The sequence below is a fragment of the Segatella copri genome (assembly GCF_026015625.1).
GTDB classification, from domain to species: Bacteria; Bacteroidota; Bacteroidia; order Bacteroidales; family Bacteroidaceae; genus Prevotella; species Prevotella copri_H.
The window spans coordinates 3,494,851-3,519,740 of the sequence record NZ_JAPDVG010000001.1; the positions used below are offsets into that span (position 1 = coordinate 3,494,851).

19 protein-coding genes, 1 tRNA gene and 1 pseudogene are annotated in these 24,890 nt (G+C 42.5%); 6 read left to right on the forward strand and 15 right to left on the reverse strand.

Annotated elements, in window-relative coordinates:
• Positions 1-50 precede the first annotated feature (50 nt).
• Positions 51-797, reverse strand: coding sequence for a porin family protein (locus ONT19_RS14500; RefSeq protein WP_264953174.1), 747 nt, complete (start codon positions 795-797; stop codon positions 51-53).
• A gap of 223 nt (positions 798-1,020) precedes the next feature.
• On the opposite strand from ONT19_RS14500, the gene ONT19_RS14505 reads away from it, so the two are divergent.
• Positions 1,021-1,188, forward strand: a complete 168-nt coding sequence (locus ONT19_RS14505; RefSeq protein ID WP_022120089.1) for a 4Fe-4S binding protein — start codon at positions 1,021-1,023, stop codon at positions 1,186-1,188.
• 194 nt (positions 1,189-1,382) lie between these two features.
• Here ONT19_RS14505 and ONT19_RS14510 read toward each other — a convergent pair whose 3' ends face one another.
• From ONT19_RS14510 to ONT19_RS14550, 9 genes are all read right to left on the reverse strand, one after another.
• Complete coding sequence (locus ONT19_RS14510) at positions 1,383-2,804, reverse strand: tetratricopeptide repeat protein (RefSeq protein WP_264953175.1); 1,422 nt, start codon at positions 2,802-2,804, stop codon at positions 1,383-1,385.
• 29 nt (positions 2,805-2,833) lie between these two features.
• A complete protein-coding gene (locus ONT19_RS14515) occupies positions 2,834-3,799 on the reverse strand; it encodes a PstS family phosphate ABC transporter substrate-binding protein (protein WP_118064821.1) in 966 nt (321 codons plus the stop codon).
• A gap of 4 nt (positions 3,800-3,803) precedes the next feature.
• The gene (locus ONT19_RS14520; protein ID WP_117586466.1) at positions 3,804-4,652 is read right to left on the reverse strand and encodes an energy transducer TonB; all 849 of its coding nucleotides are present in this window, start codon (positions 4,650-4,652) and stop codon (positions 3,804-3,806) included.
• A gap of 31 nt (positions 4,653-4,683) precedes the next feature.
• On the reverse strand, positions 4,684-5,331 hold the full coding sequence (locus ONT19_RS14525; protein WP_144155531.1) for an ExbD/TolR family protein: 648 nt from the start codon (positions 5,329-5,331) through the stop codon (positions 4,684-4,686).
• On the reverse strand, positions 5,332-5,976 hold the full coding sequence (locus ONT19_RS14530; protein ID WP_117586464.1) for an ExbD/TolR family protein: 645 nt from the start codon (positions 5,974-5,976) through the stop codon (positions 5,332-5,334).
• A 30-nt stretch (positions 5,977-6,006) separates the two neighbouring features.
• On the reverse strand, positions 6,007-6,843 hold the full coding sequence (locus tag ONT19_RS14535) for a MotA/TolQ/ExbB proton channel family protein (RefSeq protein ID WP_006849145.1): 837 nt from the start codon (positions 6,841-6,843) through the stop codon (positions 6,007-6,009).
• A 255-nt stretch (positions 6,844-7,098) separates the two neighbouring features.
• The gene (locus ONT19_RS14540; protein WP_117727166.1) at positions 7,099-8,292 is read right to left on the reverse strand and encodes a pyridoxal phosphate-dependent aminotransferase; all 1,194 of its coding nucleotides are present in this window, start codon (positions 8,290-8,292) and stop codon (positions 7,099-7,101) included.
• 112 nt (positions 8,293-8,404) lie between these two features.
• Positions 8,405-9,616, reverse strand: coding sequence for a bifunctional 3,4-dihydroxy-2-butanone-4-phosphate synthase/GTP cyclohydrolase II (locus ONT19_RS14545; protein ID WP_117727165.1), 1,212 nt, complete (start codon positions 9,614-9,616; stop codon positions 8,405-8,407).
• Positions 9,617-9,643: 27 nt separating this feature from the next.
• A complete protein-coding gene (locus tag ONT19_RS14550; protein ID WP_264953176.1) occupies positions 9,644-11,542 on the reverse strand; it encodes an LptF/LptG family permease in 1,899 nt (632 codons plus the stop codon).
• 259 nt (positions 11,543-11,801) lie between these two features.
• Between ONT19_RS14550 and ONT19_RS14555 the strand changes: the two genes are divergently transcribed.
• Both ONT19_RS14555 and ONT19_RS14560 read left to right on the forward strand, forming a co-directional pair.
• A tRNA-Met gene (locus ONT19_RS14555) sits at positions 11,802-11,875 on the forward strand.
• A 340-nt stretch (positions 11,876-12,215) separates the two neighbouring features.
• Entirely contained in the window at positions 12,216-15,029 is a 2,814-nt protein-coding gene (locus ONT19_RS14560) for a hybrid sensor histidine kinase/response regulator transcription factor (RefSeq protein WP_264953177.1), read from the forward strand.
• Between the two features lie 48 nt (positions 15,030-15,077).
• Here the strand turns inward: ONT19_RS14560 and dinB are convergent, their stop codons facing one another.
• The 5 genes and pseudogenes from dinB to ONT19_RS14585 all read right to left on the reverse strand — a co-directional run.
• The gene (gene dinB, locus ONT19_RS14565; RefSeq protein ID WP_264953178.1) at positions 15,078-16,199 is read right to left on the reverse strand and encodes a DNA polymerase IV; all 1,122 of its coding nucleotides are present in this window, start codon (positions 16,197-16,199) and stop codon (positions 15,078-15,080) included.
• Positions 16,200-16,255: 56 nt separating this feature from the next.
• Entirely contained in the window at positions 16,256-18,016 is a 1,761-nt protein-coding gene (locus ONT19_RS14570) for an ATP-binding protein (RefSeq protein ID WP_264953179.1), read from the reverse strand.
• 996 nt (positions 18,017-19,012) lie between these two features.
• On the reverse strand, positions 19,013-19,915 hold the full coding sequence (locus ONT19_RS14575) for an IS3 family transposase (protein ID WP_158577301.1): 903 nt from the start codon (positions 19,913-19,915) through the stop codon (positions 19,013-19,015).
• A gap of 2 nt (positions 19,916-19,917) precedes the next feature.
• Positions 19,918-20,355, reverse strand: a complete 438-nt coding sequence (locus tag ONT19_RS14580; RefSeq protein WP_089543290.1) for a transposase — start codon at positions 20,353-20,355, stop codon at positions 19,918-19,920.
• Positions 20,356-20,408: 53 nt separating this feature from the next.
• Positions 20,409-20,738, reverse strand: a pseudogene (locus tag ONT19_RS14585) (AAA family ATPase); the annotation flags it as partial.
• A 978-nt stretch (positions 20,739-21,716) separates the two neighbouring features.
• On the opposite strand from ONT19_RS14585, the gene ONT19_RS14590 reads away from it, so the two are divergent.
• The 3 genes from ONT19_RS14590 to ONT19_RS14600 all read left to right on the forward strand — a co-directional run bounded on the left by ONT19_RS14590 (position 21,717) and on the right by ONT19_RS14600 (position 24,781).
• Positions 21,717-22,103, forward strand: a complete 387-nt coding sequence (locus ONT19_RS14590) for a LytTR family DNA-binding domain-containing protein (RefSeq protein WP_181976471.1) — start codon at positions 21,717-21,719, stop codon at positions 22,101-22,103.
• A gap of 112 nt (positions 22,104-22,215) precedes the next feature.
• Positions 22,216-24,270 (forward strand): TonB-dependent receptor, encoded by a 2,055-nt coding sequence (locus tag ONT19_RS14595; protein WP_264953182.1) that lies wholly within the window; start codon positions 22,216-22,218, stop codon positions 24,268-24,270.
• A complete protein-coding gene (locus ONT19_RS14600; protein ID WP_264953183.1) occupies positions 24,251-24,781 on the forward strand; it encodes a hypothetical protein in 531 nt (176 codons plus the stop codon). The genes ONT19_RS14595 and ONT19_RS14600 overlap by 20 nt, the downstream gene beginning before the upstream one ends.
• Positions 24,782-24,890 lie beyond the last annotated feature (109 nt).

A 24,890-nucleotide genomic window follows, 5' to 3' on the forward strand; every position in this document is an offset into this window, starting at 1 on the left:
CAGACTCTCGCTGTGGGGAGTCTGCCTCATTTTTTTATGATATTGTTCGATTATTCGAAATAGAATGTGAGAGCTATCATCTTGCTATGTGCTGACTTAGCTGATAGTGTATATGGAAGTGTACTCTTGTCTTTTACATTTTTGATGTGATTCTTATCGTATGTATCTGTTATTCCATACATGAATTTCAATTCAGGGCGAAGTTTGAAATATGGCAGATAGAAATCACACCCCAATCCCAGTTCTAGGAACAGATCTGTTTTCTTCAGTTTGATATAATCTTCGTTCTTGCTGTTCAGATTCATCATCGGGTTGATTCCTGCCATGATGTATGGGCGGTGATTGTTGAATCTCTGTGCTGAAAATATCAGGTCGAGGGCACTGGAAATGTAAGCCGTCTTCATCTCCTGTTTCTGTTGGATCGGATTATCGGCTCCATCTTTTTCCAGCATGTTGTAGAAGGAGAGATGTCGGGTACCGAAATACATGGTTGGTGCTATGCGTAGCTGGAAGTGGGTGTTGAGGCGGAATTCTCCTAGTACACCTACTGTAAATCCAGTATCCCATCTGTCCTGGTCTACTGTTACACAGCTTTGCTGCTCAATGCCGTCTGCATCAAGATAAGTCACCGGTCCTGCATTCTGGAATTCTATATCCTGGAAGTGGGTGCCTACTAATACACCGAAGTGGAATGGGCGCAAATCGGTATAAGGACGGTTTTCTACCGTTCTTTCCTGTGCGCCAGCCTGGATTGTGATGGCAAGGCTTATGATGAATGTCAATAGTTTCTGTTTCATATATTTATAACGGAATATTCCTCTTCATATTGCTTTCCGTTTTATTTCGATTATGTATAAATTAATCTAATTCTTGAAAATTCTTATACCTAATTGTAGGTATTTCAGAAATTATTATTATCTTTGCACCATAATTATTAGGTAATATACCTGATGTTATGAAGTAAGACAAATTAAAAGCATATTATACAAAAACATTATAAACATTTAAACATTAATAATTATGGCATACGTAATTGGTGACGATTGTATCGCTTGCGGTACATGTATTGATGAGTGTCCATCAGGTGCAATCTCTGAGGGCGATAAGTATTCAATCAACCCAGACCTCTGCACAGAGTGTGGCACTTGTGCTGATGTTTGCCCTAACGAGGCAATCAGTCTTCCTTAATCTATAAGGTAGATACTTTTAGTTACATAAAACATTGAGAGCGGTTCCCTTGGGAATCGCTCTTTTCGTTTTCCGTTGTTTATAGATTTGTTTATCTTTCTATCTTTTTAACTCATAGTATAAATCATAGAAACGAAAAAGGGATTGCATCAATGACTGATGCAATCCCCAATATGTTGTAGTTAATGTTATGCTTATTCACCTGGCTTGAGACCTGCCTTCTCGTAAGCATCGTTTGCCAACTTGTTCTGTGGATCAAGCTTCAGAAGCTTATCCCAGTATGGCTTAGCTGTGTCGAAGTCCTGCTTGTCGTAGGTATAGATGAAGCCCATATACTGGTAAGATGTCTTCAGGTAGCTGAGTTCATCTTCATCACACTGCTTTGCTTCCAGCTCATTGATTACTTCTGTATAAGCAGCAATAGCCTTGTCGTCCAACTCGTTCTGGAAAGCAGTGTTACCCTCCTGAAGCTTAGCAAATGGCTTCAATGTAGGATACTTCTCTGCCAACTTAGCGTATACGCCGATAGCCTTGTCGATATTCTCAACCTTCTTGGCTGGATCTTTCTTAGCCTTGTTTATATAGATTTCAGCAAGCTTCATGAAGTCTGTAGGAGCAGCATTTGGATTCTTATCCATGTACTGCTGGTTGTACTCCAATGCCTTGTCTTCATCGCCCAACTCCTTGTAAGCCTCAGAGATATACTGCAATGGCTTAGGGTCGTCAGCCTTCATCTCCAATGCCTTCTGGTACTGAGCAATAGCCTCATTATACTGCTTGTTGCCAGCCAAAGCCAAACCATAATAAGCAACGATACTAGCATTCTTCTTGATAGAATCGGTATTCATTACGATGTTTGCATGCTGGAGAGCAGATTCAAAGTTCTTTACGTCAACAGCAGCGCGCATAGCCAAAACCTGCATAGCTGCATCTTTAGGGAACTTCTGGATACCACTTTCGCAAAGGCTCAAACTTTCTTCCTTCTTACCAACGATATAAGCTGTGAATGCATATTCGTACTGAGCATACTCTTCAAGTGTGTTTGGCTTAGCCTTTGAGAAATACTCATAAGCCTTCTCGTAGTTGCCAGCGCTGAAGAAGTTGTGTCCTGCTTCTGCCTCGATAGGGTAGTTAGGGTTGATTTCTCTCAGCTTGTTCAAAGCTTCCGCACTAGCCTGTGGGTCAATCTTACGGTAAACGTTAGAATAGCTGATGTATCCCTGAGGATTCTTAGGATCCATTGTCATACACTGACCATACCATGTAGCTGCCTCACCACCATTGTCCTGCATTGCATAAATGTCGCCTTTCAGAATGTAAGCGTCACCATAGTTCTTGAACTTAGCGATGACAGCATCAGCAACAGCGTTAGCCTGATCATAGTTCTTGTTCATAGCAAGAAGGTTGCCCAAAGCTACCAATGCCTTAGGATCCTTTTTGAACTCCTTCTGGTATTCCTTGATTTCCTTGGCAAAAGCCTTAGGATCTGCATTACCAGCCTTTAATGTAGTCTCTATAGGTTTCAGCATGTCCTTATAGTTGACATCCTGTGCCATTGCAGGTGCTGCCAAACCCATGACGAGCAAACCTGCTACTAAATATTTAATTGCTTTCATAATTCTACTTTTTTATATGCGTCTCTTTCTTAGCGTTTTACATTAACGGTCTTTATTGTGATGTCACCTCTGTATGGAAGTAAACCGGTTTTGAACAGGATGAGCTGACCTCTTGGTCCTGAAATGTAGTTTGCGAAGCTCCAAGGCAATGCCTTGTGAGGGTCAACTACAATAGCGTATAATGTTCTAACGAACGGATATCTACCATCAAGCAAGTATGCCTGATAAGGTTTCCAGCTATTCATTGGAGTAGCCTTGTCCTTGATAGAAACCGACATTACATGAATATTCTTTTTGAAGGTAGTGTTTGTGGAATCTCTGCGGTCATTCAACCAGTTAGATCCGATAACACCGATTGAGCCTGGGTTCTGATCCACATAGTCGATAACCTCTTTACTAGTTTTTGCGGCCATGATTTTTGCACCCATTTTAGCTCCGTGCAGTACAGAGTCTACTACATAATTGGTTGTTGCAGAGCGGGTATTGTCGAAAATGACTTCGATGTTGCCTCTCTTTGAACCTTTCACAATATCACTCCATTTAGTTGCCTTACCTGTAAGGATACGTTTGATATCTTTTACCGTAATACAAGTATCATTATTCTGCTTGTTTACAATAAATGCCAATCCATCGTAACCGATAGGGAAAACAGAAGGAATTACATTGCTTTTAGACTTCAAGTAGGCTATTTCACTATCTTTCAAATTACGTGTAGTGAATAAAAGCGCTGTTTTGAAATCTTTAATCATCTGAAGTCCGGTGACTTCATCTGTATACTTCGGCTTGAGTTTAGCTTTTGGGAACTCATACTCAAACTGACTTCTTTCTTCGTCAATGATAGGACTCAAACTCTCGTCAGCCACAAATTCAATTGTGCCTGAAGTAGGAGTATCAGTTCTACCATCTTTGGCTTTCTTCTCGCCACATGACGAGAAGAAAGCCATTGATAGTACTGTTAATCCTATACCTAAAAAAATATAAGATGTTCTTTTCATTCTATTACTGCAATCTAAATACAACTGGTACAGTATACTTAACACGTACAGCAGAACCGTTTTGCTTACCTGGTTTCCACCTAGGCATGCTCTTAACGACACGCTGTGCTTCACGGTCAAGTGAAGGGTCTACGGAACGAGCTACCCTAACATCAGAGATAGAACCATCACGTTCTACCACGAATGATACGATAACACGACCCTGTACACCATTCTCCTGTGCAACGACAGGATACTTGATGTTGCTTGCAAGATAAGACATCAGGGCGCCTTGTCCACCAGGGAATGAAGGCATCTCCTCTACGACGTCGAAGACCTTAGTAGCAACCTCAGGTTTTGGTGCTGGTGGTGGAGGTGGAGCTGCCACTGCAATATCATTTCTTACAGCTTCAACTGTACGGTCCTTCACACCTTCCTTGTTTTCAGTACCGACTGCAACTTTGTCATCCAGTTTATCCATCTGCTTAACCTGGTTTTCCTCTTTTACGAGTTCATCCTTCTTAATGACAGGTGCGGTAAACTTCTGAGTTTCGCGAGCCACAGGAATCTCCTTTTTCATTTCAACCTTAGGCTTCACTGGCTCCTTCTTCTTTTCTTCCTTCTTAGCCTGCTGCTGGAGTTTAGCCAACTCCATAGCTTCCATATATGCTTGCTGCTCTTCAGCCTGTTTCTGTTCAATAACCTTCCAAGCTAAAAAACCACCCACGAGAGCTGCAGCAATGACCAAGATAAGCAGAGCCTTGATATTTCGGCCAGAAGTACCCTTACGGAGCTGGTATGCACCATACTCCTTGTTCTTTCCGGCGAAAACCATATCGACCCATTTAGGATCGTAAAGATCAATTTTTGCCATTTCTTTCTTGTTTTAATTGTTAGTACACATCTTACATCTTAACGTTTCTAGACTTGAGAAGCTTCTCATCGTCTCCGTTAATCTTATCGATGACATACGTACCAATGTTCAAAATCTGCATTTCATCGAGTGCATCAACCATATTCTTATATGAAGCATTATCTGTAGGCTTGATGACGATAGTAAGAGTAGGAATCTTTCCGTCCTTCAAGTTACCAGCCTTCAAATCGCTCAACTTCTTCTGATAGATGCTATCAGGATACTGCTTAGGATTCTTCTGACGGTCCATGTTCAACTCCTTGACAGCAAGTGCGATTCTTTCTACAGGGCGTGTGCCGTTTTCTGTAGCGTGCTCTCTCAAGACCTTACGGATGCCCTGGCTTCCCCATGTAGTCTCCTTGATCCATGTTGGATCATCGTACTTAGGAATACCAGCACCATAATAAATCTTGTTGTCTGCTGTTACGTAGAGTGTCACAGTTTCAGAAGCCTTAGCTTCGTTCTTCTGATTTTCTTGAGTATTCTCATCATTACTTGGCATAGTCAGCTCCATAGTCTGAGGTTTGCTCAATGATGTACACAGCATGAAGAACGTGATAAGCAGCATGAGCATATCCACCATAGGCGTAAAGTCTACGCGGACATTCATTTTCTTTTGTTTGCTTTCTTTCTTTGCCATTTATTCGTCCCCCTGTTGTTTTAACTGTGTAATCATATAGTAATGACTCTCGTCCATATCCTGGAGTTCGTTCATCACTCTCTTAACGGTCTTGTAAGGTGTAGAAGCATCTGCCTTGAGGGCAATCTTGATGTCTTCGTTTACGTTACGAGCTGCGTCAACCCACTGCTGGAACTCGCTCATACCGCCCTTAATACTGTCGAGAGGAATACCTTTAGTCTGGAGATACTGTGGACGCTTAGAAGCGTTCATTGTCAGATAAGTACTCAAGTCGCCCATAGGTACGCCGAACAAACCCTCGCTCTTGAATGTCTCAATCTGTTTTGGGTTCAATGACACGCCGAATGCTCCTGTCATTGTGCTCAGTGTAGCTCCCAACTGATCAGTATTATCAATACTCATAAATACTTGGCCCTCGCCGGTAGGATTACCAGCCTTGTCCTTTTCAGGACTAACCAAGATGGTCAAGACACCGTTCTCTGGCACCTTAATCTCAGACACAGAACCTGGAGTATTTACCTTAACTGGCTCATTCTTTACGAAAGTAGAGGTGAGCATGAAGAAGGTAAGCAGCAGGGTCATAACGTCTGACATAGGCGTCATGTCGATCCAGATGTCACTCTTCTTAATTTTTACTTTACCCATAGCGATAAAATTTTAAAGGGTTAGCAAAAATTAAGCCTCTTCTGCGTGGTTAGCTTCGTATGTCTGAGCAATTGAGTAACCTACCTCGTCGAGTGCGTATGTCAACTTATCTACCTTGTTGGTGAATGTGTTGTAAGATACAACGGCACACCATGATGTCAAGATACCGAATGCGGTGTTGATCAACGCCTCAGAAATACCTACAGAAAGTGCTGCTGAGTCAGCGCCACCACCTTCACCCATGGCCTGGAATGACTTGATCATACCGGTTACAGTACCGAGAAGACCTGTCAAAGTACCAAGTGTTACGATTGTAGCGATGATAGGCAAGTTCATTGTCAAAGTTGGCATCTCCAACTGAGTTGCCTCCTCGTGAGCCTGCTGGATCTTAGCTACCTTCTGAGCCTTCTTCAAAGATGCGTTAGCACCAGACTCCATAGACTTGTAAGCGTTCAAAGAAGCCATAACAACGTTAGCTACTGTACCGCGCTGCTTGTTGCAGAGCTGCTCAGCCTTAGCGAAATCATTAGCGTTCAAAGCTGCCTTGATGTTTGCAACGAACTTAGGAAGAGCACCTGTACCTGTAGCGGTCTTAAGAGCCAACCAACGCTCGATTGTCATAGCCAACACTGTGAGCAACAATGTGTGGATAACTGGTACGATTACACCACCTTTGTAGATAGTACCCCAAATGTCTGCTGGGTGATCCTGTACACCTGGATCCTGGAAGTGCATGTCATTTCCGAACCATGTGAAGAACAATGTGAATGCGATGATAGCACATACCACGATGATCCAGAATGCGCCTCTTACTCCCTGAAAGCCCTCAGACTTCTTAGCTGGGGCTGCTTGTTTTGTAGTTGCCATAATTTTACTTTTTTTTAAATTATTAGTTAATAAATTATTAATATTTTCTTTTTTTTCTTTCTCGCTTCGTAGACCTTGAATGTGTCGTTTGTCAATAAACACAGTTGGGTTATCTATTTTGCATTGGCAAAGATAATAAATTAAAGTTTACTATCAGCCTAATTAAGAAGTTTTAACGAGATATTGGCTTATTTTATACCAATATCTCGCATTTTTCTTACATTTTGCCCCTTGAAAATGGTGTTTAAGCCATTTTTATTTCAACTTGCCCAAAGCTTCCTTGATGCGCTTGATAGCTTCAACGATGTTCTCGTCGCTTGTTGCATAGCTCATGCGGAAACAGTCTGGATCACCGAATGCGTCACCACCTACGGTGGCTACATGTGCTTCCTCGAGAAGGTACATGGCAAAGTCGGTTGAATTGTTGATGGTCTTCTCACCATTGCTCTTGCCAAAGTAGCTGTTGCACTTAGGGAAGAGATAGAAGGCACCCTGTGGCATGTTTACCTCAAGGCCTGGAACCTCTTTAGCCAACTTTACAATCAGGTTGCGTCGGCGCTCGAAAGCTACGCGCATTTCCTCTACTGCACTCTGGTCGAGTGTGTAGGCTGCTTCTGCTGCCTTCTGGCTGACAGAACATGTACCGCTGGTATACTGTCCCTGGAGCTTGTTGCAGCCCTTGATGATCCATTCCGGACCAGCCAGGAAACCGATTCTCCATCCTGTCATGGCGTAAGCCTTAGATACACCATTGGCAATGATAACCTGCTCCTTCATGCCCGGTTCCTGAGCAATGCTGTGGTGCTTGCCGATATAATTGATGTGTTCGTAGATTTCATCTGCCAACACAAATACTTCAGGATGCTTCTTGAGTACTTCTGCCAGTGCAGCCAGTTCTTCCTTAGAGTATACGCTACCGGTAGGGTTGCTTGGTGAACAGAGAATGAGCATCTTGGTCTTTTCTGTGATGGCATTCTCCAACTGCTCTGCTGTCATCTTAAAGTCCTGGTCGAAACCGGCATTCACAATGATCGGAGTACCTCCTGCCAATTTCACCATCTGCGGGTAGCTTACCCAATATGGTGCAGGAATGATAACCTCGTCGCCTGGATTTACGAGTGCCAATACTGCGTTGCAGACGCACTGCTTACCACCTGTACCAACGATTACTTCATTGGTAGTGTACTCCAAACCATTCTCGTTCTTTAATTTGGCTACAATTGCTTTTCGCAAGTCAGGATAACCTGGTACTGGTGAATAACGGGAATAGTTCTCGTCAATAGCCTTCTTTGCTGCCTGTTTAATATTGTCAGGAGTGTTGAAGTCTGGTTCACCTACGCTCATGTTGATTACATCAATACCTTGAGCTTTCATTTCACTACTCTTCTGTGACATCGCCAGCGTTGCTGAAGGTGCCAATCTGTTTAAACGATCAGATAATTGTGCCATAATTTTATTCTTATATTTGTTTATCGTGTGCAAAAGTAAGCAAATTATTTCTTTTTCGGAAGAAAATTGAGCATTATTTCACGTTTTATATTGAAATAATAACATAATTTTATTATCCGAGGTGCAAAGTGTGCCCCATGCGGTCTCTCTTGGTCTTGAGATAACGCTCATTGTACTTGTTTGGCACAACTTCGATAGGTACATTTTCTACGATTTCCAAACCGTATGCTTCGAGACCTACGCGCTTTACCGGATTGTTGGTGAGCAGACGCATTTTGTGTACACCAAGATGACGGAGCATCTGTGCACCGCAACCATAGTCGCGCTCGTCTGGCTTGAAACCGAGATGAGTATTGGCGTCAACGGTATCGTAGCCTTCTTCCTGAAGCTTGTAGGCTGCAATCTTGTTCATCAGACCGATGCCGCGTCCTTCCTGCTGCATGTAGATAACAACTCCCTTTCCTGCCTCGTCTATCATTTGCATGGCCTTGTGGAGCTGCTGGCCGCAGTCACAACGCTTGCTGCCCAGAATGTCGCCAGTAGCGCAAGAAGAGTGAACACGGACTAGGATAGGCTCGTCTTCTTTCCATTCTCCCTTGATGAGTGCCATGTGCTCCAGACCATTGCTAGACTGGCGGAACGGAATGAGGCGGAAGTGGCCGTATTCTGTAGGCATGTCAACCTCTTCGCCCACTTCGATGAGTGATTCTTTCTTGAGTCGGTATTCTATCATGTCTTTGATAGAAATAACCTTGAGGTTCCATTCCTGTGCCATCTTCATCAGTTCTGGCAGACGTGCCATGGTGCCGTCTTCATTCATGATTTCCATAAGTGCGCCTGCTGGATAGAGGCCTGCCATTTTACAAAGATCGATGGCAGCTTCTGTGTGTCCGCTTCTTCTTAACACACCGTTATCTTGTGCGTAGAGCGGATTGATGTGACCCGGTCTGCCAAAAGTCTGCGGGGTAGAATTCGGGTCGGCAAGTGCTTTGATAGTTTCGGCACGGTCGTGTGCAGAAACACCGGTAGAGCAGCCTTCCAGTTTATCTACGGTTATGGTGAATGGTGTACCCAATACTGAGGTGTTCTCTGAAACCTGATGAGGCAAGTCGAGTTCATCGCAGCGGCTCAGGGTGATAGGGGCGCAGAGTACACCTCTTGCGTGTTTCAGCATGAAGTTTACTTTTTCTGCGTCTATCTTCTCTGCGGCAATGATGAGGTCGCCTTCGTTTTCGCGGTCTTCATCATCTACAACAATGACGAACTTTCCTTCCTTGAAGTCTTTTACAGCATCTTCGATGCTATTTAATTTGATTTCTGACATTTTGATACCTTATTATATAGTTACATTTTACTTTTTCTGTTCTTTAATCCGATGGAGGATGTCCGTATTGGTCTGACTGATGACCTTGAGGTCACGGAACAAGCGCAGTCGGAATCGCCACATTCTCAAATATAGTAGTGTGCCCACTGGGAAAATGATGGCTGCAATGATGTTGAGCCATTTCCGCTCGAATGGGCGTGTATGTGCCTTGACAGAAAGAACCGGATATTGGTTCATGTCGTGCAGGATATACTTGTTGGCGGTGTTGGTCAAATCTTCTATTACCTCTTCCAATTCTGCATTGATTCTTTCTATCTCATGGTCAGGCTCGTATTTGAAGAATACATTGATGACGTTTGGAAGATGAACCAGTTTGTGTTCCTTATTATATAAGGTGATGTCTTGGTTTATTCTTTCCAGTTTCTCTGCATCCGCCTGATAGTCCGGGTCGGTGATGATGACTTCCTTGCCGAAGTAATGGCGTTTCTGTCGTAAACCGAGCAGTTTCATGAAGAACTCTTTGTAAACATCCATATTGAATACGGAAGAGTCATTGGTTGCCTTGTAGGTTACGAAGATAGCCAAAGGCGTCAATACTGCCGGTGCAAGACCTTTACCGAACCAGATGGCCCACATGCCACTTCTTGACATTCTGTATCCTGTATTGTCGAGGATAAAGAAGACGATGAACACAAGTACGGAGATGACGACAGGGAAACCCAGTCCTCCTTTTCGGATGATGGCTCCTAATGGCGCTCCGATAAAGAAGAATATGAGACACGAAAGGGCTAAGGTGAACTTGTTGATAGCCTCAATCTTGTGCTGTCTTATCATGTAGTCTGCATCGCTCGTTGACATCGATTTGAAATCAAGGTCAGAAAGCTCCTGTTGTACGGTAGACTGTGCCTGGTTTACCGCCATGAGCTTCTTGTCCTGTGGCAACTTATTATATAAGGTGTCGAAAATGAGTTTTTCGCCCTTCTTGATTTCTTTGAGAGAGTCCTTCTTGTTGATGCGCTGTGCACCTCCATAGAATCTCGCGTTGGCTTCGTTCAGGTAAATTCTTCCGATTGAATCATATAATTGGTTGAGCGAATCGATGTCGTGGTTGATTTTCTCCAGACTTTTACCCTTTGCATTTCCTGAAAGCGAAGCTGCATCGGTCATACTGAAGTCTCCATCAAAGTCGAGAATGATTTTTTTGGAAACGAAAGTCTCTCGTCTGTATGGTACGGCAGCAGTATTGGCAAGTGCACTGCTTTGCATGTTCTCAAACCATTCTCCACTGTAGAGACTCAGAACAAGATGCTTCTTTTCTGCTGTACTCTGGAGCATGCCAGAATCTGCCAATATGATGGCGGCATCTTCATAGCTGTCGGTCATGCGGTAAATCATGATGCCGTAAAGCTTTCCGGTTTTCAAATCCTTCTTCTGCACATAAAGGTTGCAGTTTGGAATACCATCATAGAAGATTCCTTCCGGAATTTCCAGCTCCGGGCTTTTCTGTTTCATGGAAATCAGAAGTTGTGCCAGTTTCATGTTCGACTTAGGTCCCACATTGTTCTGAAAATAGAATGAGCCAAACATGATGATGACGGTGATGACAATGAGTGAGCGGAAAGCTTGCATCAGTGAAATGCCGGCAGCCTTGATGGCTGTAAGTTCCGAACTCTCGCCGAGATTACCGAACGTCATGAGTGAAGACAGGAGAATAGCCAATGGCAGGGCCTGCGGTACGAGCATCAGGCCCATGTACCAGAAGAATTGAGCCATCACGTCCATCGTGAGTCCCTTACCGATGAGTTCATCAATATATCTCCACAAGAACTGCATCATCAGCACAAACTGGCAGATGAAGAAAGTTCCCATGAAAAGGAGACCAAACTGCTTGGCAATAAATATGTCTAATTTCTTAATTCTAAGCATTTCAATATTCTGTTGTTTCAGACCTTTTTTTATTTAAAATAATAGCAGGTCTGTTATTCAGCGTGCAAAGGTAATACAAAAAAATAAGAAAACCTTTATTTTTCGTTTTTTTTATATATGTAATTAGGTGAAAGAGGGGCTGAAATGTGAGGAAAAAGAGAAAATGAAACTTTTTTTGAAAATTTCTGCCGAAAAATTTGTTCAATTCAAATAAATGTATTACCTTTGCACCCGCAAATGAGAAATCAATTGCTTGGATGGCGGGATAGCTCAGCTGGTTAGAGCGTCGGATTCATAATCCGGAGGTCGAGGGATCGTGGCCCCCTCCCGCTACAAGATGAGAGACATCAACTTTTTAGTTGATGTCTTTTTTATGCTCTAAACTTTTCCACACTTATTCACTTCTCATAGAAAAGTTATCCACATATGTGTTGATAACTATGTTATTCCGTTGGTTATCAGATGTTTTTCCTGTTGGTAACTGGTGTGGAAAAGATAAATATGAAAGATTTTCGTATGTTTTTCTTGGTGTTCTCAGAATAAATTATTTGCAAAAAACTGACCAATGGGGCTAAAATACAAAAAAAAAGTTGTATATTTGCAGCGGTAAGTTTTATTTTTAGGCATTTGTTGAATGCCTCTTCTTTATAAACAAAGAATTTGCATAAGCTGTATGAAACGAAAATTACACCTTATTATATATGTAGCGATCATCGTGTTGCTGACCGGTTGTGCTCAGCAGCCTAGGAAGTATGTCATTGGCGTATCCCAGTGTTCGGAAGATATCTGGCGTGATAAACTGAATGATGAACTCAAGATGGGCGAATATCTCAACGATTCGCTTATCGTGAAACTGGCTTCTTCCAACGATGATAATGTGTTGCAGAATAAGCAAATTAACCGGTTTGTCGATGAGGGCGTAGATTTGCTTATCGTATCTCCTAATCAGCTGAGTGCTATATCCAAGGCTGTAGAGCGTGCTTACGATAAAGGTATTCCTGTGATTCTCTATGACAGGAAGACCAATTCTGATAAGTATACGGCATTTATCGGCTGCGATAACTATACGATAGGTAAGTCGATGGGCACTTTTATCGCCCAGCAGCTTCAGGGTAAAGGGCGCATCGTTGAAATCAGTGGCTTAGAGGGATCTTCGCCTGCTTTGGAGCGCCATCGTGGTTTTATGGATGCTATCAAGCCTTATTCAGGGTTACAAGTTGTAGCCTCCGAAGGAGGAAACTGGAAAGAAGAGGGTGGAATCCAGGCGATGAAACGCATATTGCAACAGACACAGGACTTTGATTATGTCTTTGCCCATAATGACCGTCTTGCCTGGGGAGCTTATGTGGCTGCCCGCCAGATGAGGGTAAAGCGTAACTATAAGTATACCGGAGTAGACGGCATGGCTACCGAAGGTGGCGGTTTGGAACTTGTGCGCGATGGTATTTTCGAAGCCTCTTATCTTTATCCTACCAAGGGTGATGAGGTTATAGCGCTTGCCATGAAGATATTAAAGCATAAGCCTTATAAACGTGATAATTATCTGAGCACTTCTATCATAACCCAGGCAAATGCCGATCTCACCTTGATGGAGGCTAGGGATGCCGAGCGCCAGGCGCGAAATCTGAAGGCTTTGCATAAACAGGTTGATCAGTATCTGTCTGATTATAACTCACAGAAAATCATGCTCATAGGTCTGTGTCTGTTCCTCTTTGTTTGCCTCGCAGCAGCTGCTTTGATCTTCAGAGGTTATATGATAAAAGTGAGACTGAACGAAAAATTGGCTAAGACAAATGGCGAACTGAAGCGACTGAATGTTGAATTGGGTGAGAAGAATGAGGAAATGAAGCGACTGAACGAGGAGGTATTAGAGCTGACTCATTCCCGTCTGGTATTCTTTACTAATATCAGTCATGAATTTCGCACGCCTTTAACCCTGATAGCCGACCCGGTAGAGATGCTTCTTGAAGATACCGGCATCAAGGGAAAGAGTCGTGAACTCTTGAAGATGGTGCAGCGTAACGCCCTTGCTCTCCAACAGTTGGTAAGTAACATTCTTGATTTCCGTAAGATTCAGAATGGTAAGATGGAACTGAAACTCTATCGTTTCGACATTGTGAAAACCTTGACGATGTGGGTGGGCGACTTCCAGCTTACTGCCGAGCGCAAGCAGATCAGACTGCATCTGGATGTTGATGACTTGACAGGCAGCCATGAAATGATTGCCGATCAGGAGAAGATTTCCCGTATCGTGTTCAATCTGTTGAGCAATGCCTTGAAATATACGCCTGCTGGTGGCGAAATCTTTGTATCGTTGAAAGATGAAGGTGCCAATCTCCGTCTTGATGTGAAAGATACGGGCAAGGGTATCTCGCAGGATGAGGCTGATAAGATCTTTGAACGCTTCTTCCAGGCTAAGGGTGCTGCCAGCGGTACGGGTATCGGTCTGGCTCTGGTGAAATCATTTGTAGAGTTGCATCATGGTGAGGCTAGGGTAGAAAGTGAACTGGGAAAGGGCTCTGATTTTATCGTTGTCATTCCTCGTGAGCAGGAGGGTGATTCACAAGTTATCCACAATGATGTGGATATTGTGGATAACTCTGTAAATGCTTCTGCATCAACTGGTAAGAATGTTGTAGATGAATCTGTTTTGCAATATATTGACGATGGAGACAGAAGTCGTGGAAAAGTTCAGCGGTTGGTAAGCGAGAATACCAATCGTCCTACTGTTCTGGTTATTGATGATAATACTGATATCCGTCAGTATGAGCGTACACTTTTGCAGGATGAGTATATTGTTCTTGAGGCTGCTGATGGTAAAGAGGGTCTGGCTGTCGCCTTGAAAGAGGTGCCTGACCTGGTGATTTGCGATGTGATGATGCCTGTTATGGACGGATTGGAGTTGACAGAACAGCTGAAGACGAATACGGCTACCTCTCATATCCCTGTTATTATGCTTACGGCGAAGAACCTGGAGGAGCATCGCGCAGAGGGTTATGAGCATGGCGCTGATTCCTATATTACCAAACCATTCCACAGCAAGGTGCTTCTCGCCCGTATCGAGAATCTCCTGCGACAGCGTCAGCTTCTGAAGAATCTTTATCAGGGGGCTCAAGAGGCTGAGAAAGAGATTTCTGAGTCTCATTTGGAAGACCGTGACAAGCAGTTCCTCAAGCAGCTTCAAGCCATTATCCAGAAGAATCTTTCTGATAGCGAGTTTGGAGTTGAGGATATGGGACAGCAGATTGGTTTAAGCCGTGTGCAGCTCTATCGCAAGGTGAAGGCGATGACTGGCTCTTCTGTTGTAGATTTACTCCGTAAGGCTCGCCTTGCCAAGGCTAGGCGTTTGCTCGAAACCCGTAGCATGAGTGTGTCAGAAGTTGCCTATGAAGTGGGTTTCTCAGCGCCGTCTTACTTCACAAAATGTTTCAAGGAAGAGTATGGAATGTTACCTGGTGATGTAGGTAATGTTTTGGGAAATAACTAGTAATGAGAGAAAGCAGCTGGGGGCAAAATGTCGTCAGCTGCTTTCCTTTTATGTCTCCCAATCTTCAAATTCCAGTTCAAGCTCTTTGTACTCAGGCTTTTGTATACTGTTTTCTTTATCCTCCATCCTTGCTTCTTCGGATGTTGCATTGCTTACGGATAGACCGATAAGACGGATGGGATGGATTGAAGAGTAATCTACCTGTTGAAGTAAGCGCTTCGCCAGGGGCAAGATATCATCCTTCTTTTTCAGAACCTTTTCTTGTGAGATGCTTCGTGTTATCTGGGTAAAATCGGCAAACTTCACCTTCAGCGTCAGGGTTCTTCCTTCGAAACCGCTTTTGGCGATGCGCTCCAGCAGTTCGAGTACGGTATGATACAGTTCGATAATCACAGCCGTTTTTAGATAGATATCTTCCAGGAAAGTCTGTTCGCAGCCTACCGATTTCCGTTCCCGGTAGGTGATGACAGGTCGTTCATCTATCCCCCTTGCGAAATCATAGAAGATGTGTCCGGCTTTTCCGAACACTTCTACCAGATGTTCTTCGGATACTTTCCTCAGGTCAGCTCCGTTGAAGATACCCATGAAATGCATCTTTTGCAGTGTTTTCTTGCCCACGCCCCAGAAATCCTCTACAGGAAGCTGGGCGATGAAATCGAGTGCCTTGTCGGGATGAATGGTGCAGATGCCGTCGGGCTTGCGGTAATCAGAAGCCACTTTGGCGAGAAACTTGCAGTAGCTGATGCCAGCCGAGGCGGTGAGTCCGGTTGCCTCCTTGATACGGGTTTTGATTTCTTTGGCAATATCCACCGCCAGTTCTATCCCTTTCTTATTCTGTGTTACATCAAGAAAGGCTTCATCAATGGAGATGGGTTCGATGAGGTCGGTATATTCCTGGAATATCTGATGTATCTGATGGGATATTTTAGCATAATAATCATGCCGGCAGGGCACGATGATGAGGTTAGGGCAGCGCTGCTTGGCTTGAGCGATGGATTGCGCCGAGTGAACGCCATACTTCCTTGCCTCATAGCTGGCTGTAGAAACCACACCACGAGGTCCGTCGAAGCCAACCGCTACCGGTTTGCCCCGAAGTTCCGGATTGTCTCTTTGCTCTACCGCAGCAAAGAAGGCATCCATGTCGATATGTATGATCTTTCGCTCTGTCATTGTTATGCAAACTGGCAATATAATGCGAGTTTGGCATGAATTCATTCTCTATGTGTTTATATTTCATTTACTTCGTCAATTCTCGCCAGTTCCCATCCCTTGAACTGCATGATAATCTTATGGAGTGTCGTGCCTTGGCGTAATGCCTCCACTCTTGGTGCTTTGGCATATCGCTTGATTTGTTCCTCGGCATCAAGCCATTGCTTTGCACCCTTAGTCATCTTGCCATCTTCTGTTAGAGTATCGAATTCTTTCTTAGACAATACCTTTAGCTCGATGATATAACTATGCTTCGTAGGGTAGTGGGTCAAGTTTGGAAGGAGGAAGAAATCGCAATAACCATGGTTCAATTCCAACTCTGGGGCAGTATAGTAATAATTGTTGAGGCTGAAATATGCCATGAAGAAACCTTGCAAGTTGCGCTCTGCCTCTATGCCATCCCTAACAGATGATACTTCGGCGTATGCTTTTGCCATATACTCCAAGCATTCCTTCCACTTGCCCTCAAAAGCCATATAGGTAAACATGGTCTTGAGGTTGGAGGTATTGATGTATTTCTCCTCTTGATACTGCTCTAACAGATAATTATAATATTGTTTGCGTACATTATTATTAGGAATGCCCAAAATCAGTTGATCTCCAAAAGTATCCTTGATGGTCAACATACCATAGTAGAACAATAAACTGATGAATATCTCAGGATTTGTCAATGCCTTTGCCGGGAATGATTCCTCGATGTTTCCTACAATTTCTCCTTTTTCCGCAATGGTCATGATGACACCCTTTCGGTCTCCGTCCAACTTGTCGAGCTGGAGGAGCTTCTTCATCTTGTTGTAGTCGGTCTTGGTGTTAGGGTCAATCATCTGGCGTGGAGCTTCCCCAGTCTCCATATAGTTGCGGAGATAGTATAGTACCATGTCGCAGTTGAATACCTTGCTTTGGGTTCTCAATGCCTCCTCTGAAAAACAATAGTTGTCGTACCAAGGTTTCATGTCCTCGATAATAGCTTCTACATCTGTATCGGCTGGTAAGTCGCCTGAATTCTTGTAGTAAGTGAATAGGTCTCTTACATCTTCTGTGGAGAAACCAAGCATCTGGTTGAATGGTGCCTTGGTAGAGATATGCCAGCCGATGTTGAAACCGCTGGTTAAGTCATCGAGCGTTACAGGGCTTACACCAGTCATGAAGATACGGGCAAACATGCCCTTGAACACCTTGAAAATCTCACGATAGAAGCCGCTGGCATGGGTCAATGCCCAATATACATCTTCCCCGTGCTCGTTAAGCACCACGTTGGTGAAGTTGTCGTATTCGTCCACGATGAGGAATAGTTGATAACCATTCTTCTGAGCCTCCATTGCGAGGGCGTTCAATTTGCCCGAAGCATAGTTGATGCCTTTTATCTTGGCGATAGCCTCTGGGGTATAGTAGTCCTTGTAAAGCGTATCTACAAAGAAATCCACGCATTGACCGCAATAGTCATTGAATCGGTCTTCCAAGAGCTTGATGCCGCCTCCTATCTTCGAGAAGTCAAGGTATAGTACTTGGTACTTGCCCTGCTGTGGGGTAGGATGGGAGCCAATCCAAAGGTTGCCAAAAAGTTCTTGGAACCTTTCTGTCATGCTGATGTCGTAATAAGCACGCATCATGCTTATCAGCAAACTCTTGCCGAATCTTCGAGGACGTATAAAGAAGAGAGCGTCTGCCTCTTTTTCCAGCAAAGGCAGATACATAGTCTTATCGACATAATACTGGTTTCGCTCGATAATATCGACGAAATTAGATACTCCGTATGGTACTCTTTTAGATTGTTCCATGATGAATGATTCCTTTCTTTCTTATTCTTTCTGCAAAGATAATGGAAATATTTGATATTTGTGCCGTTTTGGTGAAAAAAATGTTTTGAATCATTGCAGAAGCCCCCATGCTTTTCGTTTATCCTCTATTGCTTATGTTATGTTGGACGAATTCTTGTATCTGATGCAATGGTTTTTTAACGCTGTTTTTTGTATGAGTCATTTCTTTGCCTATTGAAACAGGCTTCGTTGGTCATTGCAAGTACTTGCGTTAGCCAATGAAAGTACTTACGATAGCCAACGAAGCTATCTGTGTCTGTTTCCGGAGTCGTCATCGATAGCTTATTGAGTCGTCTCCGTTAATTCATTGAGACATCTCCGATAGCTTGCAAAGCCGATTGAATATGCTAACTCAGTTACTTTAGTAAGCTCACTCAGCCACTTTCGTAAGCTGATTCAAGCACTTGTACTCGTAAACTCAAGCACTTGTACTCACTAATTCAAGTACATCATGATACGTTCTTATTAGTCTGTTGTGATTGTTTTTTTTCTTGCAAGAATTGCCATATTGCCATATCTTACAACTAACTGTCAGATTATAAGTATATTAAGGCTATGGCAATTCTCAGTATTTGGGCTTTATCTGCCATATAATTGCCATAAAATAGCGATATTTAGGTGTTTTAGAGGCAAAAAGACAGGAAGCATTGCGCAAAAACACTTGTTTTCGGTTCGATACTTAGCTATTGCCATTGTTTTTTTGTAGTATTCGGTTCAATGCATGGTGAATTCCATTGTCTTATACGTGAAAAAGTTGTCACCTTTAGGATGGTTAAACTAAATATGTTACTATCTATTTTTCTTATCACTAAATGAGTTACGCATTTTTAATTTTATCACTATATGGGTTGTCAGCGAATCCCCATTATACCTAACTAGGTTACTCTTTTTAAGGAGCTATCCCTAGAAAGGTTACGGTGATGATATTCTTTCAAATGCAAAGATACACATTTTCAACTAATTAGAAGAATTTTCCCAAGGATTTTTCCACATTTTCTGCTGTGGCCCCGCTTGAGTATGTGCAACAGATGGTGTTTGATTACCGATACTCATATGCGGTCTTTCGTCGTTATAAAACGCAATAATCCTGGTCAGTTCCTTCTTACATACTTTACGAGTAGGAATTGTCATCCTATAAAGCCATTCCGTTTTTAAAATGCCGTTTGCACGTTCTGCTATGGCATTCTCCAAAGGATCTCCTGTTTGAGTCATACTTATTTGTGAGCCATGACTTTTTAGGATAGACACATAATTCTGACTGCAATACTGGCTTCCTCTGTCAGAGTGATGGATGAGTCCTTTTGCAGTTTCTTCATCAATGCTTTTATATGCCATTTTAAGCGCTTCTAATGGATATACAGTTTCTAATGTTGGACCAACAGCCCATCCAACGATTTTATGGGAATACAGGTCTGTTATAAGCGAGAGGTAGCACACACCTTCATTGGTTTCAACATAGGTGATGTCACTTGCCCAAATCTGGTTCGGATGGGTAGGAACTACTCCCTTAATCAAGTTTGGATATTTGCGGTAATTATGGTCGGAATCTGTTGTCTTATAGCGCCTACGGCGCTTTATACGCACCATGAGCCCATGCTTACGCAGCATCTCAATAAATGCGTCACGACCAGGGAAGCAGCCTGTATCCTCAAACATCTGTTTCAATATGGCATGCAACTTTACAGCTCCTAAGCCAGGATTTGACTTACGATACTCACGTGCCTTTTCAATGATGATAGACTCAATGACATCTTCAGCAAAGCCGTCAGAGACATTGCGCTTATTATATGCTTGCCGGGTGAAACCAAACAGCCCGCATAGAGTGCCTAAACCTTGACTCTGGCACTCTGTGCGGAGCAAGCTTACTGTTTGGTACCAGATTTTTTTCTCACAGGAATATTGAAGGTTTCTTCTGCGAGGTCAATCATGGTGGAGAATGCCTTAGAGCGAAGCTTCTCTAACTCCAAAGCCTTGCGGAGACGCTTAATCTCTGCATCTTTCTCTTTCAACTGTTCATTTGTTGTCTTTGCCATATCGTCACGGTTTTGGTCTTCTGGCGGCAAAGATAACAAATCTTTTTCATTTAAGAACTTATCCATCCAAGAAAATAGCACTGTACGACTGCTTATATAGTATTTCTTGATGATTTCTTCTGCTGGGAGCCCACTCTCCATATACTCTCGAACTATCATGATACGATCATCATCTGTAAAAGAGTAGCTATTCAACTCTACCTCACGGGTCTCAAACCAACCAGTGTCCTCATTATACACACGTTCAATTCTTGTCTTACGTTTCATTGTCACTTCTGTTTGTTCCTAAGTGACAACCTTTTTCAGGGAAGTACACCCTTGATGGTCAACATGCCATAATAGAACAGAAGACTTGGGAATATCTCTGCCTTTGGAATCTGATACGCAGAAAACGACTCATAAAGCTGGGTAACAATCTGCTCCTCTTCTGCTATCTTGCGGATAATGCCCTTACGCTCTCCATCAAGCTTGTCAAACTGCAACAGTTTCTTCATCTTGCCGTAATCGGTACGGGTATTCGGGTCTATCATCTGACGAGGAGAACATCCGTAATCCATGTAATTGCGAGGCTGCTTCTCCAACTCCGGGATAAACATCGTCTTATCCACATAATATAGATTCTGCTCTATTACCATAGCAAAATCTGCCACCCCATAAGGTACTTGTTTAACTTGGAGTTCCATCATAATCTATCTTTAAAAACTTATATGTGTGCAAAGATAGCATAAAAAACGAAAAAGCCACAGTTTGCGTTTACAAACTGCGACTTTTATTATATTTTATCCGAAACACACGTTCCTACCATACGACTTTCTTGTTGCCCATAATATAAATGTGTCCTTTTTGTGGCACAAGGACTTTTCTTCCCGAGAGGTCGAACTGAGTAGGATTGATGTTTCTTGCTATCATGAAAGATGATGCATATATATAATAATAATGTGATAAAAAGTCCTGAGACATCATAAGAAAATGCTTCATTACCAAAATAAACGTCTCCAAAAGTGCGTTTCTCAAATTTTATTTGTACTTTTGCAGTGTCATTCAGAACTTTGTTTTATTTTTACAGCACGATAATAAACAAAATGTCTGGATATGGCAAGCATCCCGGTGCACCAACAGAGTAGCTTAGGTACACCCTGATAAAGAAGATAAATGATAGTGCTGCGTTAATTAAATAAATCAGATTCAACATGTCGTTTCTAACTCGAACATATCCTTTTAAACAGAGTAAACACTTGCTAAAAGACAGTAGCATCTTTGGCTTCATCATTTGGGTAATTTTATATTTTCTGCAGCCATTTGGACTCTGCTTATATCAAGGTAACAAATGCTTTGTTGCTACATTATTCGGACTGGTAACTTTTGGATGCCACATAACATACGCAGCAACGATATTGAAGTATTTGCATCAAACTATCAAGCCCTGGCGTATCTGGCATGAAGGAGTAGCTATACTCGGACTGATTTTCATCATTGCCTTCGGTAATTTCCTCCTATTCTCATACTTGTTTCATTATACGATTACATTCAGTCTGTTTCTCTTGTTTCTTAATTGGACTATTATCATAGGCATATTTCTTACGACATTATCTATCGGAATGCAATACAACAGAACATTACGAGAGAGAATGGAAGAGTTGTTACGCAATACAACAAAGGAACAGGAAGAAGTATCTATTACCATCCATGATACTAACGTAAGAGGAAACGATCTGTCGATTGCCATCAACGATCTACTTTATATGGAAGCACAGAAAAACAATGTATCCGTCTGTTTTCTAAAAGAAGGTAATGTTGTTGCTGTTGATATCCATACAACACTAACCCATGCTCTTGAAGAGTTGAAAGAGTTTGAGAACATTTTCCAATGTCACCGTTCTTTTGCTGTCAATGTGAATAATATCACTTCGGCACGAGGCAACTCAAATGGTTATCAACTGACTCTCGGAAATTGCACAAACATCATACCCGTTTCCCGAAGATTTGTGCCCAAGTTAAAGACTTATCTTACATAGTTATTTGTCCTTCAACTTAGTTATTCGGCATCTTAACTAGCTTTCTATCATAAGTTTTAGTTGTATATCCTAAGAATTTGGCAACTCCAGTTTCATGCAGTATCTTTGCGGCATGAAACATCGAATAATACATATCGCATTGCTGCTGACTTCAGTCTGCAACCTGGCTGCACAGACCATCATATCAGGCATGGTAAAAAGCGGTCAGGAACCGCTTGCTGGTGCCAATGTTTTCATCATAGGTACGATTGATGGATGCCTGACAGATTCTCTGGGTAGGTTTTCCTTTTCCACATCAAAAACTGGAGAAGCGTCTATCAAGATTACCATGATTGGTTTTGAAGAATATATGCAGACTGCAGATGCCAGCAAGCTACGTAATCTTTCTATCCAAATGAAAGAAAAAGCTACGGCAATTCAAGAAGTTGTAATATCTGCCAGCACTTACAGTTTCGGGAAAAGTGACAACTTCAAGACTATGGATGCCCTAGATGTTGTGATGGCAGGTAATTCATGCGGAGACATTGTTGCAGCCCTGCAAACTTTACCTGGAACTCAAAAAGTGGGAGAAAATGGAAAACTCTATGTCCGTGGTGGAGAAAGCGAAGAATGCCAGACTTTTGTTAACGGAATGCACGTCCTTGTTCCATATAGTACAAACACAGAAAATACTGCTGTACGTGGACGATTCTCTCCTTTTATATTTAAAGGTATCAACTTTTCTCTTGGTGGATATAGCGGAGAATATGGACAAGCACTTTCCTCCGTTCTCCCTATGGAAACATCAGATGCTGCGACAAGTGACAAATATGGAGTCAGCGCATCATTGGTTGACTGGAACATCGGTGGCACCAAGGCATATCCCCACAGCAGCCTATCATTTAATGCCGCACTGACAAGTTTGGGAATCTACAATCAACTATTTTCAGAAAGGCTTGATTTCAACAAGCCATATCTAAAACTGTCAGGCGAATCACAATACAAGAATGAATTCCGAAATGCCGGAATATTGAAAACATACGTTGGCTATGATTTTACATCTGTAGGACAGCATATAGACAACCAAAACCTTTCACTCAAAGAGAATAATATCTATGCCAACACAACCTACAAAGCACAGTGGGGTGCTGGCTACACGCTCTTTTGCGGTATGGCAAACTCATCGGTATTCAACGATATAGAAGATGCGAAGTTTGCTGGTGACCGATATTACAACTTCAGAAATGAGATACATCTGAAAACAGAAATACGCAAGATTTGCTCGGATGCACTAAAAATATCGGTAGGAATGGAGGACTATCAGCGAAACAGCCTCATGGAGTACGAAAACGATTGCTACAAGTTGGATTATAATATTCTTGCTGCTCATATTGATGTCCAATGGAGGATGATGCCCCATATGTTCCTGAATATTTCGACAAGGACAGAATATATGACTCATGCCAACTGGCTGTTTATGCCAAGGGCTACACTATGCTATATTCCCAACAAGAATTTTCAGCTTTCATTCGCTACCGGCCGATATAGCCAGACTCCTGGAGATGACTATCTTGCAACAAACAAGAAATCTCTTGGACAAAGTACGGCAGATCATGCAATCCTATCCATACAATATAAATCGCCTGGTACACTCATACGAATAGAACCCTACTGGAAAAAATATCAGCGATTGCCTTTATGGGAAAAGGGTATTTACCAACCGAAAGGATATGGAAAGAGTAAAGGTATAGACATTTTTGTAGAAGAGCATTCGCTTTTCAAACATCTGACCACAGCATTTTCATATTCCTACAACGATTCCAAGCGATTCTATCACGAATACACAGAAGAGCGAATACCTGACTACGCCTCAAGGCATAATCTGAGATTGACAGCAAAATATTCATTCGGCAAAGCAATCATTGGACTGACAGAATCGTATGCAAGCGGGCGTCATTTCCTGATTGGCAAGACACCACATTATAATAGCGTAGATATAAACCTTACTTATCTGCTAAGTCCCAAGGTCATTATCTATTCTTCTCTGAACAACATCCTCGGTCGTACAAATATTTTCGGATATGATACTAACGGACGTTCGATAGTTCCTTCTAGAGACAGATTTTTATATATAGGCATATTTGTTTCACTTAAAAATAATAAAGCATATGACATTTCAAACTTTTAAACGATTCGTATTGATGTCTGTCTTCTTCATGACAACATCTGTAGTTATCTATGCCCAGCAATCCACAATGCAGGGACTAATCGGACAGTCGCTTGCTAAACTCCAGCAACCGACATCAGAGAGCATACTTAATTGTATTGCAGAGATGAAGCGTATTGATGATATGTTTCCTGATAGCATCCAGCCCAAGTTTCAGATAGCTTTGCAAAGTCTCAATTATTCCGTGATGAATCCGCATGCTCCACAAACGGAGAATCTTCTAAAAGAGACTGAAGAAACTATTGCTAAGATGGAGAATATAAAACATGCTGACCCGTCTGACATCTGTACCCTTCGCGGTTTTCTCTATATGGTACGCATCGTACAGAATCCAGAGCAAAACGGTCAACGCTATTATCTGGAAGTGATGCAGGATTACGAGAAAGCTCTCAAACTCAACCCTGATAATCAACTGGCCAAACAATTGCAGCAAAAGTTTTTTGAGGGAATGAAACAGCAAACCGGTAAATAAGAAACAGAGGTTGTTTTATCCACGGACAATCTCCCCTGAGCCAAAAAAAAGAGTCGCAACCTAAAATATTATCAGGTTGCGACTCATTACTATTTACATTTAAACCTAC